At 44.2% G+C, this 18426-nt stretch carries 17 protein-coding genes; 10 read left to right on the forward strand and 7 right to left on the reverse strand.

Annotation, left to right across the window (positions count from 1 at the left end; translation table 11 throughout):
• Positions 1-246 precede the first annotated feature (246 nt).
• From G6047_RS14250 to G6047_RS14260, 3 genes are all read left to right on the forward strand, one after another.
• On the forward strand, positions 247-1440 hold the full coding sequence (locus G6047_RS14250) for an aspartate aminotransferase family protein (RefSeq protein WP_169528307.1): 1194 nt from the start codon (positions 247-249) through the stop codon (positions 1438-1440).
• A 122-nt stretch (positions 1441-1562) separates the two neighbouring features.
• The gene (locus G6047_RS14255) at positions 1563-2960 is read left to right on the forward strand and encodes a tetratricopeptide repeat protein (RefSeq protein ID WP_169528308.1); all 1398 of its coding nucleotides are present in this window, start codon (positions 1563-1565) and stop codon (positions 2958-2960) included.
• 117 nt (positions 2961-3077) lie between these two features.
• Positions 3078-3827 carry a shikimate dehydrogenase family protein gene (locus tag G6047_RS14260; protein WP_169528309.1) on the forward strand — a complete coding sequence of 250 codons (750 nt, stop codon included), beginning with the start codon at positions 3078-3080 and terminating at the stop codon, positions 3825-3827.
• Here G6047_RS14260 and G6047_RS14265 read toward each other — a convergent pair whose 3' ends face one another.
• A complete protein-coding gene (locus G6047_RS14265) occupies positions 3828-4226 on the reverse strand; it encodes a hypothetical protein (protein ID WP_169528310.1) in 399 nt (132 codons plus the stop codon).
• A 209-nt stretch (positions 4227-4435) separates the two neighbouring features.
• On the opposite strand from G6047_RS14265, the gene G6047_RS14270 reads away from it, so the two are divergent.
• The 6 genes from G6047_RS14270 to G6047_RS14295 all read left to right on the forward strand — a co-directional run bounded on the left by G6047_RS14270 (position 4436) and on the right by G6047_RS14295 (position 11962).
• Positions 4436-6703: a DUF349 domain-containing protein gene (locus tag G6047_RS14270; protein ID WP_235946562.1), complete on the forward strand. Its 2268-nt coding sequence runs from the start codon at positions 4436-4438 to the stop codon at positions 6701-6703.
• 94 nt (positions 6704-6797) lie between these two features.
• Positions 6798-7358 (forward strand): AraC family transcriptional regulator, encoded by a 561-nt coding sequence (locus tag G6047_RS14275; protein ID WP_169528311.1) that lies wholly within the window; start codon positions 6798-6800, stop codon positions 7356-7358.
• A gap of 178 nt (positions 7359-7536) precedes the next feature.
• Positions 7537-8271 (forward strand): heavy-metal-associated domain-containing protein, encoded by a 735-nt coding sequence (locus tag G6047_RS14280; protein WP_169528312.1) that lies wholly within the window; start codon positions 7537-7539, stop codon positions 8269-8271.
• A gap of 564 nt (positions 8272-8835) precedes the next feature.
• Positions 8836-10062: a hypothetical protein gene (locus G6047_RS14285; protein WP_169528313.1), complete on the forward strand. Its 1227-nt coding sequence runs from the start codon at positions 8836-8838 to the stop codon at positions 10060-10062.
• Complete coding sequence (locus G6047_RS14290; protein WP_169528314.1) at positions 10059-10787, forward strand: SdiA-regulated domain-containing protein; 729 nt, start codon at positions 10059-10061, stop codon at positions 10785-10787. The genes G6047_RS14285 and G6047_RS14290 overlap by 4 nt, the downstream gene beginning before the upstream one ends.
• Before the next feature lie 2 nt (positions 10788-10789).
• On the forward strand, positions 10790-11962 hold the full coding sequence (locus G6047_RS14295; protein WP_169528315.1) for a porin: 1173 nt from the start codon (positions 10790-10792) through the stop codon (positions 11960-11962).
• Positions 11963-12010: 48 nt separating this feature from the next.
• Here the strand turns inward: G6047_RS14295 and G6047_RS14300 are convergent, their stop codons facing one another.
• The 6 genes from G6047_RS14300 to G6047_RS14325 form a co-directional block, all read right to left on the reverse strand.
• Positions 12011-12346: an antibiotic biosynthesis monooxygenase family protein gene (locus G6047_RS14300; protein WP_235946563.1), complete on the reverse strand. Its 336-nt coding sequence runs from the start codon at positions 12344-12346 to the stop codon at positions 12011-12013.
• Between the two features lie 211 nt (positions 12347-12557).
• Positions 12558-13331: a nucleoside triphosphate pyrophosphohydrolase gene (gene mazG / locus G6047_RS14305; RefSeq protein ID WP_169528316.1), complete on the reverse strand. Its 774-nt coding sequence runs from the start codon at positions 13329-13331 to the stop codon at positions 12558-12560.
• A gap of 232 nt (positions 13332-13563) precedes the next feature.
• Complete coding sequence (locus tag G6047_RS14310; protein ID WP_169528317.1) at positions 13564-14085, reverse strand: DUF5606 family protein; 522 nt, start codon at positions 14083-14085, stop codon at positions 13564-13566.
• An 84-nt stretch (positions 14086-14169) separates the two neighbouring features.
• Positions 14170-14757, reverse strand: coding sequence for a peptide deformylase (gene def / locus G6047_RS14315; RefSeq protein WP_169528318.1), 588 nt, complete (start codon positions 14755-14757; stop codon positions 14170-14172).
• Between the two features lie 345 nt (positions 14758-15102).
• Entirely contained in the window at positions 15103-15306 is a 204-nt protein-coding gene (locus G6047_RS14320) for a helix-turn-helix domain-containing protein (protein WP_169528319.1), read from the reverse strand.
• A gap of 3 nt (positions 15307-15309) precedes the next feature.
• The gene (locus G6047_RS14325; protein WP_235946564.1) at positions 15310-15852 is read right to left on the reverse strand and encodes a DUF2975 domain-containing protein; all 543 of its coding nucleotides are present in this window, start codon (positions 15850-15852) and stop codon (positions 15310-15312) included.
• 276 nt (positions 15853-16128) lie between these two features.
• Here G6047_RS14325 and G6047_RS14330 point away from each other — a divergent pair, with 276 nt between their 5' ends.
• Entirely contained in the window at positions 16129-18348 is a 2220-nt protein-coding gene (locus tag G6047_RS14330) for an FUSC family protein (RefSeq protein WP_169528320.1), read from the forward strand.
• The last annotated feature ends 78 nt before the right edge of the window (positions 18349-18426 follow it).

Raw genomic sequence — 18426 nt, forward strand, 5'->3', positions numbered from 1 at the left:
TTTTCTGTATTTAGGATATTTCAGAAACAACTATCTTTTCACAGGGAAGGGGCCAATGGTGTCCCTACGAATTCTCCGGAAATATCAGATACAGAAAAAATATATCATTTGTTAAAATTTGAAATTAATAATACGCCGACTTACCAATAAAAACTTCAACTGCAGCTATTGTTGCGTTGTTCACAAATCGTTTCAACATTCCTCCTGAAGTTTAGATCTGCTAATTACATCATCCGCTAATCGACCATGATCACCGATTTCTATAAATACCAGGCACAAACCTCGCTCCATCCACTCGGATTGGAAATTTCACATGCTGATGGTTCCTACATTTACGATACTTCCGGAAAGAAACACCTGGATTTTGTCGCAGGTGTTTCTGCAGTTTCCGTCGGACACAGGAATGAATACGTCAACAATGCCATCAAAAATCAGCTGGACAAGTATTCACATGTGATGGTCTATGGCGAATACGCTCAAAATCCGGCGACCGAGTATTGCAAACAACTGGCTTCACTCCTGCCCGATTCACTAAACAAGGTTTATCTGGTCAATTCGGGAACCGAGGCTACAGAAGGCGCCCTCAAACTCGCGCGTCGCGCAACGGGCCGCAGTCAGTTGATTTCCTGCCACAAAGCGTATCACGGCAATACGATGGGTTCGATGAGCGTTATGGGTCATGAGGAACGCAAACAGATTTTCCGGCCATTGATACCGGATGTGGATTTTATTACGTTCAATTCCGAAGAAGATTTGCAGAAGATCACCACCAGAACCGCCGGGGTCATTTTAGAAAGCATCCAGGGCGGCGCGGGTTTTATACAACCTGAAAACGGCTGGTTCAAAAAAGTCCGTGAACGTTGTACCGAAGTTGGCGCGATGATGATTGTCGATGAGATACAGCCTGGTTTTGGCCGAACCGGAAAATGGTTCGGGTTTGAAAACTACGATGCCGTTCCGGACGTACTTATCATTGGTAAAGGAATGGCCGGAGGAATGCCGGCAGGCGCGTTCGTTGCAGATGAAAGGAAGATGGATCTTTTAAGCCACGATCCGAAGCTCGGACACATCACGACATTTGGCGGACATCCTGTCATTGCGGCAGCAGCACTGGCAACTTTACAGGAAATCGCTCAAAAAGAACTGATTCCGGCAACACTTGAGAAGGAAAAACTGTTCCGGAGTTTACTGGAACATTCTTTGATAACCGAAATTCGCGGAAAAGGCCTGATGCTCGCAGCAATGACAGCTTCTCCCGAAATCACTGATTCTATAATTTTAAAATGCCATGATAAGGGATTGATCCTTTTCTGGCTGCTCTTTGAAGGCCGGGCCATTCGCATAACGCCGCCGCTGACGATTTCTGAAGACGAGATCCGGGAAGGATGCAAGATTCTTTTGGAAGTGATGGATGAGGTTTTGTTAACGGTTAACAGATAACAGTTAACTATTAACTCTAAAAATTCTGTTAATTAAATTGTTCACAACAATAGCCTGCTTCCCAAATCAACCGAACCCTTGTTCGCTAATTTTAATCGCAGGATAATTCTAAAATATTGAGTATGCAGCTTAGCAACGAAGAAGAAGAATACAACCTATCCTTATCTAAATTCGAATCGATGCTCAAAACGAACAAAGTACTTTTCTTTGATTCGGAAGAATTTGAAGACATCATTCTCCATTACCTCGATACGGGTAAAGCCTCACTGGCAAAAAAAGCACTCAAACTGGCATTGGAACAACACCCGAGATCGACCGGCCTTAAACTGGTACAGGTGGAAATGCTTATTTACGATGACAAGCTCGATCAGGCAGAAAAACTACTCAACGAGCTTTATGCCATTGAACCTCACAACGAAGAGATTTACATTCAGCGCGCCAACATCCATTCCAAACGCGACAAGCATGAGGAAGCTGTCGAGGAGCTGAAAATCGCCTTACAATACACCGAAGATTTCGCCGACGTCTACAACCTGATGGGAATGGAATATTTGTTCATGGACAATCTTGAACTGGCTAAGGAGAACTTTATCAAATGCCTCGAAGAAGATCCGGAAGACCAGGCGGCACTATATAATGTAGTGTATTGCTTTGAGTTTTTGGACCAAAACCGCGAGGCTATCGAATTCCTGACAAGTTATATAGATTCGAATCCGTATTCTGAAATTGCCTGGCACCAGATTGGACGTTTGCATTACGGACTGAAAGAATACGAAGCGGCTTTGCGTGCCTTTGATTATGCTACTTTGGTTGATGACGAATTCCTTGGCGCTTTCATGGAAAAAGGAAAATCGCTTGAACGACTGAAGCGTTACGACGAAGCGATCGAAAGTTACAACCGCACGATTGAACTTGACGACCCGACATCTTATGCCTTGATGCGAATTGGAAAGTGCTACGAAAAACTCGGAAAGAAAGCCCTGGCACTTAAGTTCTACAACAAAACCGTACACGAAGATCCGTTATTGGACAAAGGCTGGATTGCGATAACTGATTTTTATGTTCGCGAGAAGAACTTTCAAAAGGCGTTATTCTATGTGAACAAGGCGTTGAACATCGACAACTCAAACCGATTGTACTGGAAACGTTACGCGGTGATTAACAAGGAAATGAATTTTTGGGAAGAAGCCGAAATGGGCTACCGGAAAGCCGTGGAACTCGGTGATTCCCAATTGGACACGTGGTTATTCTGGGTTGACATCCTTCAGTATTTAGGAGAATTCCAGGCGGCTGAACAGACGTTGATCCAGGCCATGGATTATTTCCCAGATCATTATGAAATAGAATATCGTCTTGCCGGAATCCATTTTATTCTAGGCGACGATAAAAAAGGAAAATATCATTTGAGCAACGCGCTGCGGACGAATTTCAAACATCATACGCTTTTGAAAGAATTATTCCCCGCGGCCTGGGACAGAAAAATGGTCCAGAACCTGATTGAAAAATACAGAAACGCATAATTTTCTGCCATATTTAACCTTGATGAGCCCGATCCCAAATCGGGCTTATTCTTTTCCACTGGTTTCGCAGCAAGCACAAAATATCTAAACCAATGAGATTCTTGTTACTTTTGACGAATGAGCACCGAAATAGAAAAACGCGTTTACGGATTGATTGGAAAAAACATTGGTTATTCTTTTTCAAGGAATTATTTCACCGATAAATTCGAATCGCTCAAACTTGAAGGTTTTGAATACCGGAATTTCGATTTGGCAGATTTATCAGGACTATCGGATGTCTTTCAAACCGAAAACCTGCGCGGATTGAACGTAACGATTCCATACAAAGAAGAAATCATCCCTAAACTCGACAGCCTTTCCCAAAAAGCACTTGCGATTGGCGCTGTAAATACCATCCGGATTCTGCCCGATGGAACGCACAAAGGCTATAATACAGATTGGTTCGGATTCAAAAAAGCGTTGGAACCACTTCTGCAACCGCATCATCAAAAGGCATTGATACTTGGAACCGGCGGCTCTTCGAAAGCTGTTTCTTTTGCCCTGAACAGATTGGGAATCGCCCACACGATCGTATCACGTGAGGAAAAACCCGGAATGATAGATTACAACCGCATCAACGAAACCACATTCGACAATTATCAGATTCTCATCAATTGCACGCCTTTGGGAACTTTTCCGAATGTGGAAAGCTGTCCGCCTTTGCCGTATCAGTTCTTCACTGAAAAACATATCGCCTTCGATTTGGTCTATAATCCGGCGGAAACCGAATTCATGAGACGTGCTAAACAACATGGCGCAACGGTTTCGAACGGTTACGCCATGTTGGTGAATCAGGCCGAAAAAGCCTGGAGAATCTGGAACAAATAATTATTTTTCGGTACAGTTGCAAAGTGTCTTATCACCTTGGCCGAACGTATATTTCGTATCTGCTTTTGAAATAAAATGCCCGTCGGCAGATTGATATTTATTGACCGTTTCCGTTTTCGCCATCCTGAAAATTTCAGATTTACCTTCTTTTACCACGTCCACAGTAATCGAATCGGCAGCATTTTCTTTTGGCCAGTCCACATTGATCTCATAAGCGTTATCACACGTTAAGCCGACGGTTTCTGTCTTTGCGGCTTGTTTTGGCGTGACTTCGGGAGCTACCACTGCAGTGTCATTGATAACCTGATTGTTATCCTGTTCCGGCGTAACGACATCTTTTTTGCACGAAGCAAATAATCCAACTGCAACTGCTGCAGCACATAACATAATTTTTTTCATTGGTTTGTTGTTTATGTTTAAAATCTGACGTTCAGATAGCAATCGTAAATTAAGCATAACAGGAGCCAACGGAAGTTTCAGGATTCATTCAAACCTTTATATTATCTTTTGATTTTGCTTTTACCGACTTCCCTTGTTTGTTTTGTACTTTAAAATGGCTTTACTACCTTAGAGCCCCAATTTGATTACGAACATCATCAGTATTACGCATGTCAGAAGAAAAGAACGATAACCTGCCATTGGCAGACGGAGCAAACGAAATCCCGACAAACGAAATTGTAACTCCTCAAACGGAACCTGCCGAAGCAGTCCACGAGCCTCTAGCCGACGCCATGAAAGCCGAATCGGAAAAACCCGAAGACGAAGAGATGGCAACACCGGAAGAAGTCGCAGCACCGGAAACGGAAGTTGCAGCGGAAAAGCCTGCAGCCGAATCTGAACCGGAAGAAACCCACGGCCCGGGAGAAGCGTTGCTGGCTGAATCCAAAGATGCCGAAGTTGAGGAAGAAGCTCCGAATGTCGTCACGCTGACAGATGAAGAAGTAGCCGATGACAGTTTGGTCGTAGAAGACAATTCCGCTATTTTGGGAGAACCCGATCCGATTGTCGAACTGGCTGAACCTGCCGATACTTCAAGTGAAGAACCGACTGAAAGTTCAGTTGAAACCGTTACCGATACTTCTGACGCCGTAGCCGCCATATCTGAATCAAATGCCGCCGATGGTGAAGACGAATCGATCGCCGCACGTCATGATGTTCCTGAAAAAGATTACGAATCGTTGACCATGGAACAGCTTGAAGCGGAATTGGAGCAGCTTGCTTCTGTCGAGAAAGTCATGTCGGTTAAAGATCACGTCGAGCAGGTCCGTTCGGCATTCCTTTCCAAATATTATCATTTCATCGACGAAAAGCGTGAAGAATGGAAGGCCGAAAATCCGGAAACCACAGAAGAATTCGAGTATCACTTTCCTTTGAAGCAAAAGTTCGATGCCGCTTATAATCAATACCGCGACAAGAAAAACGCGCATTTCAAGAATATCCAGAATAACCTCGAAGCCAACCTGAAGAATCGCCTGGCTTTGGTCGAGGAACTCAAGAATCTTCTCAATCCACAGGAGAACATGAAGGATGCGCTCAAGCATTTCAACGACATTCGTGAACGTTGGAAAAATGCAGGGCCGATTCCGAAGGACAAATACAACCACGTCTGGAACAACTATCATTTCCATTTAGAGAATTTCTACGATTACCTGCATCTTGATCGCGAAGCGCGTGACCAGGATTTCAAGCATAATTTAGAGCAGAAGCAGAAAATCATCGCACGGGCCGAAGAACTCGTCAATGAAACCGACATCAGCAAGGCATTTCGTGAATTGCAGGATTTGCACCGTATCTGGAAAGAAGAAATCGGGCCTGTATCACGCGAGAACCGCGAGGAAATCTGGAACCGTTTCAGTGAACTCACACGCCTGATGCATGACAAACGTGAGGCGCTTTACGAATCGCAACGCGGAAAGGAAACCGAAAACCTCGAAAAGAAAAAAGATATCATTGCCCGTATCGAAGCGGTAACTGCCGAACCTGTCACAATACATACACAATGGCAGCCGCAAATAGATAAAATCGAAGCCTTGCGTAACGAGTTTTTTGCTATTGGCAAAGTTCCGCCTGAAGTCAATGAACAGACATGGGCTGATTTCAAGACTGCCGTCCGCAACTTCAATGTCAACAAGAATTCGTTCTACAAGGACATCAAAAAAGAACAACAGGACAACCTGAATAAAAAACTGGCCCTTGTGGAAAAAGCAAAGGCGCTTCAGGAAAGTGAAGATTTCGCTGCTGCGACACCAGTCATGAAGCAGATTCAGGAAGAATGGAAGACTATCGGTCACGTACCGAGAAAATATTCCGACAAAATCTGGAAGGATTTCCGCGAAGCCTGTAACCATTATTTCGAAAAGCTCAAAGCATCACGTAACGAATCGAGCGACGAGGAAACAGCCGCTTACGAGAACAAGAAAAATTACCTCGAGCAGCTTCGGAACTTTGAAATGACCGGTGTCCACAAAACCGATCTCGATGCGATAAAGGCCCACATAGAAACATGGAAAGGCTTGGGTAAAGTGTCTTTTAACAAGCGTCACATAGAAGGGAAATTCAATAAAATCCTCGATGCCTTGTTCGAAAAACTGAGCCTGAGCAAGAAAGACACCGATATGGCCCGTTTCAACAACCGTATCGAATCCTTGTCTGCCAGCGACGACACACGTAAACTCGATAATGAGAAAGTGTTTTTGATGCGTAAGATAGAAGAAGTACAAGGCGAGATTTTCCAATTGGAGAACAACATACAGTTCTTCGCCAACGCCAAAAAAGACAATCCTATGGTGGCCGAAGTACGCAGGAACATAGAAAAGCACAAGGAAGAACTGGATACATTGAAGCAGAAACTAAAACAACTGCGCAGTATACAATAGCTAATCATTTATTGGAAAGGTTCAGGGTTTTGATAGCGATTTTAAAATCGAAATCAGGCTTTGAACCTTTTTGCTTTTTCAAAATTCAGGAACAATGAAACTTTCGATTAAAAATATGGTTTGCCCCAGATGCATTTCTGCCGTCGGTCAGGTTCTGGATCAAACAGGCATTACAGATGCCAAGGTTTCTCTGGGTGAAATCGAATTATCTGAAGCACTTTCCGAAAATCGGAAAAACAAACTGAAGGAGGAACTTCAAAAGTTAGGATTTGAATTACTCGATGACAAAGACACACAGCTAGTCGAGCGCATCAGGACGCTCATCATTGAATTGGTTTACAGAAAGGACAATGAACTTTCAGGAACACTTTCAGCTTATCTTTCTTCACAGCTCAACCGTGATTACGGTTTTCTAAGCGCCGTTTTTTCACAGACGCGCGGCATCACGATCGAACAATTCTACATTCTCCAAAAAATTGAGCGCGTCAAGGAGCTGCTTTCTTATGGCGAAGACAACCTCAATGAAATTGCCGACCGCCTTGGTTACAGCAGCCCTTCGCATTTATCACGCCAGTTCAAGGCTACCATTGGAATGACACCGAGTGAATTCCGCAAGACGCATAACCAGCTCAGAACTTCCATCGATAATATCTAGGAAAATATTTTCTAGAATTGTATCAGTTGATTCTTTGGGATTTACTTTGCTTTGCATCGTACAGTTCGGCTGCGCCTCGGGTTTTAGATTTTTGGATCATTGAATCGTTGGATCTGCGCTTCTACGCCCAGAATGTCCATTGTTAATTGTTAATCGTTAATTATTAATTGTTAATTCCATGACCCACACCTATAAAATCTCCGGAATGACCTGCGAAGGCTGCTTATACAAAGTCGAACATTTGTTGTCACAAATTCAAGGTGTCACGAATGTTAAGGTTTCACTTGAAGACAATACCGCGACAGTAGATATGAATAGGCACGTTCCTGAAACTGAAATCACAGAATCGCTTGGTGGCCCGAATTCAAAATATAAGTTACAGGATCCTGCCCAAACGAATACAAACGCCACTGATTTTGAACAGCTTATGCAACGCAGTTGGTTTGAGACATACAAACCTATCTTGTTGATTTTCGGGTATATTTTGGTTGTGACTTTGCTGATCCAATTCCGGAATGATGCTTTCAACGCCATGCAAGCCATGCGTCACTTTATGGCCGGTTTCTTTCTTGTTTTTTCCTTTTTCAAATTATTAAACCTTAAAGGATTCGCAGAAAGTTATGCAATGTATGATGTCATTGCGAGAAAATTTCCGGTCTGGGGATATTTATACGCGTTTGTGGAATTAGGACTTGGCATTGCCTATCTGGTCGATTTCAACCCTGTGGTGACGAATACCATCAATCTTTTGGTGATGTCGGTTTCCATAATCGGGGTTTTGCAGACGGTGCTGAATAAAAAGAAAATCCAATGCGCCTGCCTTGGCGATATATTCAAACTGCCGATGAGTACCGTCACGATTGTAGAAGACGGATTGATGATACTCATGGCAATCGCAATGCTGGCACTTTAAACAATTATTGTCTCAATTTACCGCGAGTGCAGCCCGGCTTGAGCGGTTATCCTTGCGCAGCCGAACCCGTGCATCACGCGGAAACGGACGGCGATTTTATGAGCCCGTCCGGGCCGCAGTGATGCCGGAGTTTGGCAAACAAGATAATAGCGGAAGACGGAAATTGCTGCCCCTATATTGACTTTCCCGACTTTCCCAACTTTACTGACTTTCCCGACTTCCGATCTTCCGATCTCCCGATCTCCCGATCTCCCGATCTCCCAATCTTCCGAACCAAACCAAAAAGCAAAAGCCGCCCCGATTTCTCAAAGCGGCAATCACTAAAAATAAAAACTAAACTACTCTATGATGTTATTTCTCACGGCAAATGTAGCTTCATTACAAGTATCTGACTTTCCCTTAACGTTACCTTTTTGTAAACCATCTTTTTTTTATAGTGTTTTGATTTTCAATGTTTTAAATTTTTTAAAATACTATTTCCAATTCGATAAAAACACGAAACCGTAACATTAAAACTACATTATGCTAATGCGTTGACGATAAGTTTGCACAAAATTTATCTCAATGAAAAAAATCTACTCTTTAGGCGCCGTCATGGCGTTGCTGTTTTTTTCCTGTACCGATGACCGGGATTTTCCAGCAACTGAGATTCCCGTAAATCCGGAAGCTGTCCTAATCCACTATTGGAATTTCAACAGTGCTTCCGGAACAATCACATCGGTAGATACCGACTTCTCATTAATTGCTGGCGGCGGCCAGATTTCCTATCCCGGAACCGGCGACGGTTATATGGACGACTTTGATCCGGGATATGATTTGAATGCGAGAAACAGTGATGCCGCGGGATCTGGAATCCGGGCACGAAACCCAAGCGATACGCGTGACCTTATTTTTTCTTTGCCATCAACAGGTTTCAAAGACCTCGTATTACAATTCGCTACAGCCCGAACCGGATCTGGGGCAACAACCCAGGAATATTCCTATTCACTTGACGGCACTAATTTTATAACCACAGGATTGTCTGTCGCTTCTTTTATTCCTTCCGAAGATCCGATGAGCAATATCGTAGCGATTGATTTCACGTCTGTAACGGGCGCAAACGACAATGCAAATTTTACGTTCCGGATCCAGTTCACCGGTGATGCCGCAGCAGGCACATCCGGAAACAACCGTTTTGACAACGTGACCCTTGAAGGCGTTCCGTTGACCGATGGTCCCGGACCAGGCCCGGACCCGACACTTCACTTATTCCATTACTGGAACTTCAATGCCTTGCCTTCCGGAACACTGACTTCCGTTGCTCCGGACAGTTCGCTTATTACCGGTAGCAGTGCCGCGATAACCTATCCGGGAACGGGTGCCGGTTATATGGATGGGTTTGATCCGGGTTCTGCGGAGAACAGCCGTAACGGTGATGTTGCAGGTGGCGGAATACGAATGCGTAACCCAAGCAACACACGCGACATGGTGATTTCTGCACCAACAACGGGTTATCAGAATATCATCGTAAAATTTGCTACCGCAAAAAGTTCTGCATCCGGAGCTTCTGTCCAAAACTATAGCTACACATTGAACGGAACCGATTACATCACTGCAAATCTTCCGGTTGTAACCTTTAGTCCGGATATCGACCCTGCTTATATTGTAGTAACACTCGATTTTACGTCAATCGCAGGAGCTGACAATAATGCTTCATTCGGTGTCAAGATCAGTTTTGCCGGATCTGAAGCCGCCGGAAGCAGCGGAAACAACCGTTTCGATAACCTAACCTTTGAAGGAAACGCACTATGAGACTATTCTTTTTTGCCACAGCCCTATCCGTTTGTGCTGTATCTGGCCTTTTTGCACAAAAGCCAACCCAACTCAAACCGGTTTCATTTGTTTCCCTGAATGTCCCGGAACCGTCTGACATTTGTTATTCCGCTGTAACCAAATCTTACTTTATAGCGAGTGACAGCGGTTATTTATCTGAGACTGACCGAGACGGAAAAGTGCTTCAGCAAACACCTTTGATGGTATCTGATTTTGAGGCCGTCGCCACAGATGGGGAATTCGTTTACGCCATAGATGAAACCCGACGCGATGTGTACTTCTTCAATCCAAAGACGCTTGCCATAGAGCGTGTCGTAAACGTACCTTTTTCCGGCGGACGCAACAAAGGTTATGAAGCTATGGTTTACAACAAGGTAAAAAACTGCTGGATCCTGATAACTGAACGCGAACCCGTGATTCTATTTGAGGCCGATAAAGAATTCCGTATCACGAACAAAGTCGATCTTTCTAAGATTGCGACAGATATTTCAGCAGCGACCTGGTATAATGATGCCATTTGGCTGATGAGTGATATGGATATGATCCTGTTTAAAATCAACCCTAAGACATATGCCGTAGAAGGTAAATGGTACTTGCCGGTACTGAATCCGGAAGGAATCACCTTTGATGAAAACGGCAACCTCTTGGTGACCTGCGACGATATGCAGCGCCTGTATTATTTTGAAAACCCGGAGAAAAAATAATCATGAAGAACTATATACTCGCTTTGGCCAGTCTTGCAACGGCCACTTCTTTTGCCCAGCTTACCCTTTCCAACGGACATCACGTACTGGAACTTACGGGTGAAGTTTCGGCTTATTATAATTATCGTGAACTTAAAAGTGGTGAGTTCGACCACAAAAAAGACCGTTTCAAGCTGCGCGATGCCCAAATAGAACTCGAAGGTCGCGTAGGCGGCGACTGGAATTACGAGCTTCAGGTGGATTTTGCCGATATGGCCGCCCAGAACAACGGCGAAGAATTCGACCCTGAAAACCCTGGATTGATGGAAGCCCGTATCAAGTACAAAGGATTGCGTTTCATGGATGTCGAGGTCGGATATGGGAAACTGTATTACTCGCGTGCTTCACTTGTCCCGTTTGATTATTCCGCATTCTGGCAGCGTGCGGAATTGGTCCGTGGATCCATTTTTTCCCAGCGCGATGTAGGTATTACCGTGATGAAGAATTTCTGGAAACAACGTGCGAACATTTATCTGGGCGCTTACACCGGTTTGGGTGAGAAATCGCTTGGAGGTGATAATGACCCGAGTGGAAACCCGGAATTTATCGGACGTGTCGATGTGAGTTATCCGGCACGTGCCCGTTTTCGCGATATCGATGACAGACATTCGCCGATTCCTTTATTTGCGTTAGGTGTAAACGGGCGATTCATGAACAAAAAATTGCCAGATGGAGAAGTCTTCCCTACCGATGCCTATGGCGAATACGGATGGAAAGTGGTCGATGGTAAAAGGTATGTCTACGGATTCGATGCCTCATTTATGTACATGGGCTTTAGCGGATCATTTGAAATGCATCAGATCAAAGCACAACCTCAGCATGCCGACGATCCTTTATTCCTGAATACGACTCCTGACCAGAATCACGGCTATGTGCTTATGGGTGGATATGTGGCCCAATTGAACTATTTTGTAAAAAGTGCACGCACAATCCTGTCGGCCCGTTATGAAGAATTGGATTTGAACGATTTGAATCCGGGGAATTCACAGCGTATTTCGGGAGCTATCGCTTATCAGATCCAGGGTTATAATGCTATGGTGAAACTGCAATACTTCAATATCATCAAAGAAGAAAGCATCGACCCGCTTAAATGGGAAAATCAATTGCGGTTGGGAATCCAGTTCCAGTTCAAGTAAGTGAATACTTTACCATAGGAAAGCCGCTCTTTAACCGGGCGGCTTTTTTTATATGCCTGAATCACCAAAAGAATATTCACGCTCCACTTTGGCTATGCGGACGATGTAGTTTTCATACCACTGGGTTTGGCCTTTTTCCTGTGCCAGCAAATGTTCGGCGTTTTGTTTCCAGGCCGAAATACTGTCGAGGTCTTTCCAATACGAAACCGTGATGCCAATGTCATTCCGGGCCGATTCGACGCCGAGAAATCCGGATTGTTCGCGGGCGAGTTCGACCATTCGATTAGCGGTATCGGCGTAACCATCGTTGGTTGTGGTTCTTGTGGATCTGAAAATGACGGCGTAATACATGGTTGAAAGATGATTTGAATAAAGTTCCCGCATGAGCGATGCGAGCGGTTATCCTTTTGTGACAACTGAATGCCTGTAAAATTCCTTTTGCTTATTTTTATTTTGACGGTCAAAAAAAATCAGCACAAAAGATAGAAGCGGGCAGCGCGGCGGCGGCTTAGCAAAACAAGGCTCTGCCTTAGTTTTGGTTAGCCGGCGACATGCCAAAACCATTATTAATTATTACTTGTTAATTAGTATTTAATCAACCCAGCTTCTTCGCCTCATTCCAGAAAACATCCATTTCCGCAAGTGTCATTTCACTCAGTGGTTTTCCGATTTCGGAGGCGCGGCTTTCGAGATGCTGGAACCGATGAATGAATTTTTTGTTCGTGCGTTCGAGGGCATCTTCCGGGTTTATATCGAGGAATCGGGCGTAGTTGATGAGTGAAAATAGTACGTCACCGAATTCGGCTTCAATCTTATCCTTATCGCTGTTGGTCACTTCTTCATGAAATTCCGAAAGTTCTTCCTGTACTTTTTCCCAGACCTGTTCCGGTTGTTCCCAATCGAAACCGACACCTCTGGCTTTATCTTGTATTCGCGAGGCCTTTACCAAAGCCGGCAGACTTTTTGGCACGCCTTCCAGCACGGACTTCTTGCCTTCTTTGAGTTTGAGCTTTTCCCAGTTCTGCTTGACTTCTTCTTCGTCTTTTACTTCGACATCTCCGTAAATATGCGGATGGCGATGGATAAGTTTGTCACAGATTTCATTGGCGACATCGGCTATATCAAAATCTCCGGTTTCACTCCCGATTTTGGCATAGAATACAATGTGCAGCAATAAATCCCCGAGTTCCTTTTTTACTTCCTGCAGGTTGTTGTCAAGTATGGCATCGCCGAGTTCATAGGTTTCTTCGATGGTCAGGTGACGCAACGATTGCAGCGTCTGCTTTTTATCCCACGGACATTTGGCTCGAAGATCGTCCATGATGTCGAGAAGGCGGGAGAAAGCCGTTAGTTGGAAGTCGCGGGACATCTTATTTATTTTTTATTTTTATTAGTATTGGGCAGTGAAATTGGGTTTTCCTTAGATTTTAGACCTGCATGGTTTAGTAAACCTGGAGGGTTTAAAAACCTTCCAGGTCTATGATAAGAAATCCGGCACAATTTCAATTACATAAAATCTGCATCTTTTGTTAAAGCTTAAAAATAAAAAATCCCGCTTCCAATTAACGGCCGCGGGATTATGATTTATCAAAAGATGTGAACTATTCCTTCTTTTTTGTCTTGGCTTTTGGCTTTGGAGCTTCGGCTGTTTCTTCCGTCTTTGCCTTTTTAGCTTTGACTGGTTTTTCTTCTACCACAGCTGCCTCTTCTGCTTTTGGAGCTTCAGCTGCAACAGGCTCTTCTTTGGAAACCATTCCTTTGGCCTGAAGGATGTTGTACCAACTCAATACTTTCTTGATATCGGAGGGATAAACACGATCCTGGTCGAAATCCGGGAAAACTTCTCCAAAATAGGAAAGCAATTCGGCGTTGTCTGACTTTGGGGACAAAGCAGGTCCTTCATTTTCTTTTTTTGCGATACTGCGCATTACTTCGGACAGGGGTTTTTCGCCAGAAACCGAATACATCGAAATCTCCGACAACAGGCTTACATTATTGCGCAACCCGACTGTTACTTTTTTTCCATCGAGCAAGGATTCGGCTACAAAGCCTGTACGGGTTTGGATTTTCAATTCATATAAACCCGGTTTTCCGGAAATTGCGAGGATTTTGTCTACGTTCATTCTTGAAGTCGAAAGCCGAAAGTCGAAAGTCGAAAGACTATGACAGCGAGCTTTAATTATTAATTGTTACTTATTACTTATTAATTACCTTCCTTTTTTGGCGACAAACTTCATCCTGTAATCCGGACGTGTTTTACCATCCATGATGTTTTGAAGCTTTCGTTTGATGAGCTGTTTTTTCAACCCGGAAATCCGGTCGGTGAATAGAATTCCTTCAATATGATCATACTCATGTTGGATGACACGCGCAATCAGTCCTGAATAGACATCGGTTCTTCTGTTGAAATTCTCATCATCATATTCAATCGTGATGGTTTCGTGCCGATAGACGTCTTCACGGACTTCGGGAATACTCAGGCAGCCTTCATTGAACCCCCATTCCTCGCCTTCTTCCTTAAGGATTTTGGCGTTGATGAATGTCTTTTTAAAGTTCTTTAGCAAATCCTGCTCTTCCTGAGGCAAATCGTCATCTTCCCCGAATGGAGACGTATCGATCACAAACAAACGCACCGATTGCCCAATTTGAGGAGCAGCCAGCCCGACGCCGTAAGCATTGTACATAGTCTCGTACATATCGGCCACCAGCTGTTGCAGTCCCAAAAAATCGGCAGAAATGGGCTCGCACACTTTGCGCAGCACTGGGTCGCCATAAGCTATGATAGGTAAAATCATGGCGCAAATATAAGGAAATAGGGTAAAGTCCTAAAGCCTGCAGCCCATAAAGTCGTAAAGAGCTGTAATGATTGCAGATAGATTTTTTCAGCAGCTGTTCCCGCTGCCCGCTATCAGTTTTCTTAACCGGCTTTTCTAAAAGCTGGCCGCTTGCATCGGGGCTAGGCGACAGACTTCGTAAAACCTTTTTTTTAGAAGTTGCCCCTGCCACCCTATAAAGGTTAATCTTCCCCAAAACACCCAAGTACATTTTTATATGTAAAACCTTAAAAAACAATATCGTGTGAACTTTTCCGTGGGAGAAAATCTTCACACAGAAAAATTCACACAAATTTTAAATGAGAACTACTCCCGATATTCCAGAATATCCCCGGGCTGACAATCCAAAGCTTTACAGATCGCCTCAAGCGTATTGAACCGAACCGCTTTGGCCTTGCCGGTTTTGAGGATCGATAAATTCGAAAGCGTCAGGTCTACCTTCTCGGAGAGTTCATTGAGTGACATCTTTCGCTTTGCCATCATCACGTCTAAGTTTACGATTATCGGCATGGCTCAAATAGTTAGGTCACTTTCATGCTGCAACTCGATTCCTTTTCGGAAAATCTGGGCGATGACTAGCAGCAAAACTCCGGAGAATAACCAAACATCGGCTCCGCCAAGCTGCAACGCCTGTGAATCTGGCATAGTTATATTTTTGGAAGAAAGCCACAGCGCATATTTGCTGCCCCAATCTGAAAATAATCCGGCTCCGAAACACAGATACGAAAGATTCGAAATGAAACGTCCGGTCTCAGGCGTGAACGGTCGCGATAAATCAAGTTTCTTATCGTGCAGGATCATTACAATCAAATAGAACATGAGTGCTTTCATGCATCCGACGATTGTCATAAAAGTCAATTGGACCAGATAGTGCCCGGCATCGAAATGATATAATTCCGAAAGCTTGAAATAATCGGCCGCTGCAGGATTGAAAGTCGTTGTGTAAATCCCGTTGAAAATAAAACTTCCGGCATCGACACATAAACCGGTAAGAATAATCCAGGACAGCCAGTACAAGACCGTCAGCATGTGCTTTGAAGTGATTGTGATTTGCATAAGAAGAATTTTTATTGAGGCTAAAGTAATATATTTTTATTGATAAACAATAAATTTTTATCTTATTTCGTTTTTACCCTGTCTGATACATAGACAAGCCATTACCAACATGAAGCCTAAAAAGCCTTATCTGGACCACGAGAAGCAATCGTTAACCGTTATCTTTTTACGCGTTGCTCCAAACAGTTCGGCAAAGCATCGGGTGTTAACCGTTAACCCATTGCCCATTGTTAATTATTAATTGTTAATTATTAATTACCCTTCTATCTTTACTCAATGATTTCCCGAATCCGACAATTCACCGACACGACCAATTTTGAAAACGCGATAAAAGTCACGTTCGCTTCGGCGGTTCCGGTATTGATCTGTTCGCACTTTGGAATTTTCCAGACCGGTTTTACCATTGCGCTCGGAGCTTTCCTCACCTACCCGAGCGACATTCCGAGCAGCCTGCGCCATAAAATCAACGGGGTTTTGGTTGCCGCATTGATCGTTTCCGGAAGCACCTTGCTCATCAATGTACTGCATCCGTACCCGTTTATACTCTATCCGATTACCTCATTACTGATTTTTTTCATGGCGATGATCCCGGTTTACGGTAACCGCGCGAATATGGTTGCCTTTGCCGGATTATTGGCTGTTTCCCTCGCATTCGGGCATATCACAACAGGTTGGCAGATGCTGGAACAATCTGGTTTGATGCTGGCCGGCGGCTTATTTTATCTATTGGTTTCACTCGCGTTTCATTTTATCAGGCCACACAGATACACGGAACTCCAACTGGCTGAGTGTATGCGGCTAACCTCAAAATACCTGAAGTTACGCGGTGATTTATGGGATAAAGAAGCCAATCGGAACAAAATCATCGAAAAGCAACTCAATCTTCAGGTAGAACTCAACACCATACACGAAAATATCCGTGAAGTCGTGATCCGGACGCGGTTTTCTTCAGGTCATTCAGATCGGAACAGAAAGTTGCTTCTTGTTTTTATCTCGTTGGTCGAGATCATGGAACTGGCGCTGTCGACTTCTTTCGACCACAGGAAGTTGCATGAAAAATTCGAAGGCAATGAATTCGTATTGAAAACCTATCAGAATCTCGCTTACAACTTAGCCGCGCATCTGAAGAAAATACGCCAAAGCCTTGAAAAAGGCCAGAAGTATGTGATAGAAAGCGATTTGTTCATGGATCTGCAGGCGTTCGAAACGGCGATCAAAGAGTATGAAACACAACTCGGCGCATCTGAAGCTGCCGAAGGTGTCTATCTCCTGACGAGTATGTTGCACTACGCCGAAAAACAGGTCGAACGCATCAAACTCATGGAGCGTGTCTTTTCTGGCGGAAAACTCGAAACCAAACTCATGGGCAACCGCGATAAGGATCTGGAGAAATTCCTCGCCCCGACGTATTATCCGTGGAGTACGCTAAAGGAAAACCTGGGTTTTTCGTCTTCGATATTTCGTCATGCGCTGCGGCTCACCGTTACCATGATGTTCGGCTTTTTGATTGCCGGAATCTTCAAACTCGACAATGTCTACTGGATTTTGCTGACCATCGTCGTCATCATGAAACCGGGTTACGGCATGACGAAAGACCGGACGTTCCAACGGATCATCGGTACTGTGGTTGGCGGCATCGTCGCTTTTGGCATTCTGTATTTCGTCCACGATTCGGTATCTATTGGCACATTGACAATACTGAGCATGATCTTGGGCTTTACGTTTACGGCAACCAATTACAAGATTGGGGTGACCTTCGTGACCATGTATGTGGTGTTTTTGTATGCTTTACTCCAACCTGATGTGAATACAGTCATTGAACTTAGGATCCTCGACACGGTTACCGGTGCAACATTGGCCTTCATCGCCAATTACTTCCTGTGGCCAAGTTGGGAATACATGAGTGTCCCGGCGCATTTACGCAAAAGTATCGAAGCGAACAGAAATTACCTGAGTGAGATTTCGAGATTCTACAATGCCAAAGGCGATGTGACTACCGATTACCGGCTCGCTCGAAAAAACGCATTCATTGAAACCGGAAACCTCATGGCATCATTCCAACGCATGTCACAGGAACCGAAGTCGAAACAGAAGCAATTGCCGAATATTTATAAACTGGCCGTATTGAACCATACCTTACTATCTGCCTCGGCATCGCTCGGAACCTATATCCAATCGCACAAAACCTCAAAGGCATCCGACGCTTTCAATCGGGTATCGGATGTCGTCATCAAAAACCTAAACAAGACGTTGGCGTTGCTCAACATACAGGAAAAAGGCAACGAAATGCTATCGCCAGAAAAGGAAGATATGGCCCTGCGTTTCATCGAACTCAAAAAAATACGCGAAAAGGAACTGGCCGAAGGAATCGAACAAAGCGATGAATTCCGGTTGCGGATGCAGGAAGCACAATTGGTGATCGAGCAATTGGTGAACCTGTCGAATTTATCGGAGAATATTTTGAAGACGACGCAGAAGTTGTTGTCAGACAGTTAACGGTTAACAGATAACGGTTAACGGTTAACGGTTGAGCTTCATGCCGGAAACGTGGTGGTTATTTGCATTTTTATATTG

Source organism: Flavobacterium silvaticum (assembly GCF_012911565.1).
Lineage (GTDB): Bacteria > Bacteroidota > Bacteroidia > Flavobacteriales > Flavobacteriaceae > Flavobacterium > Flavobacterium silvaticum.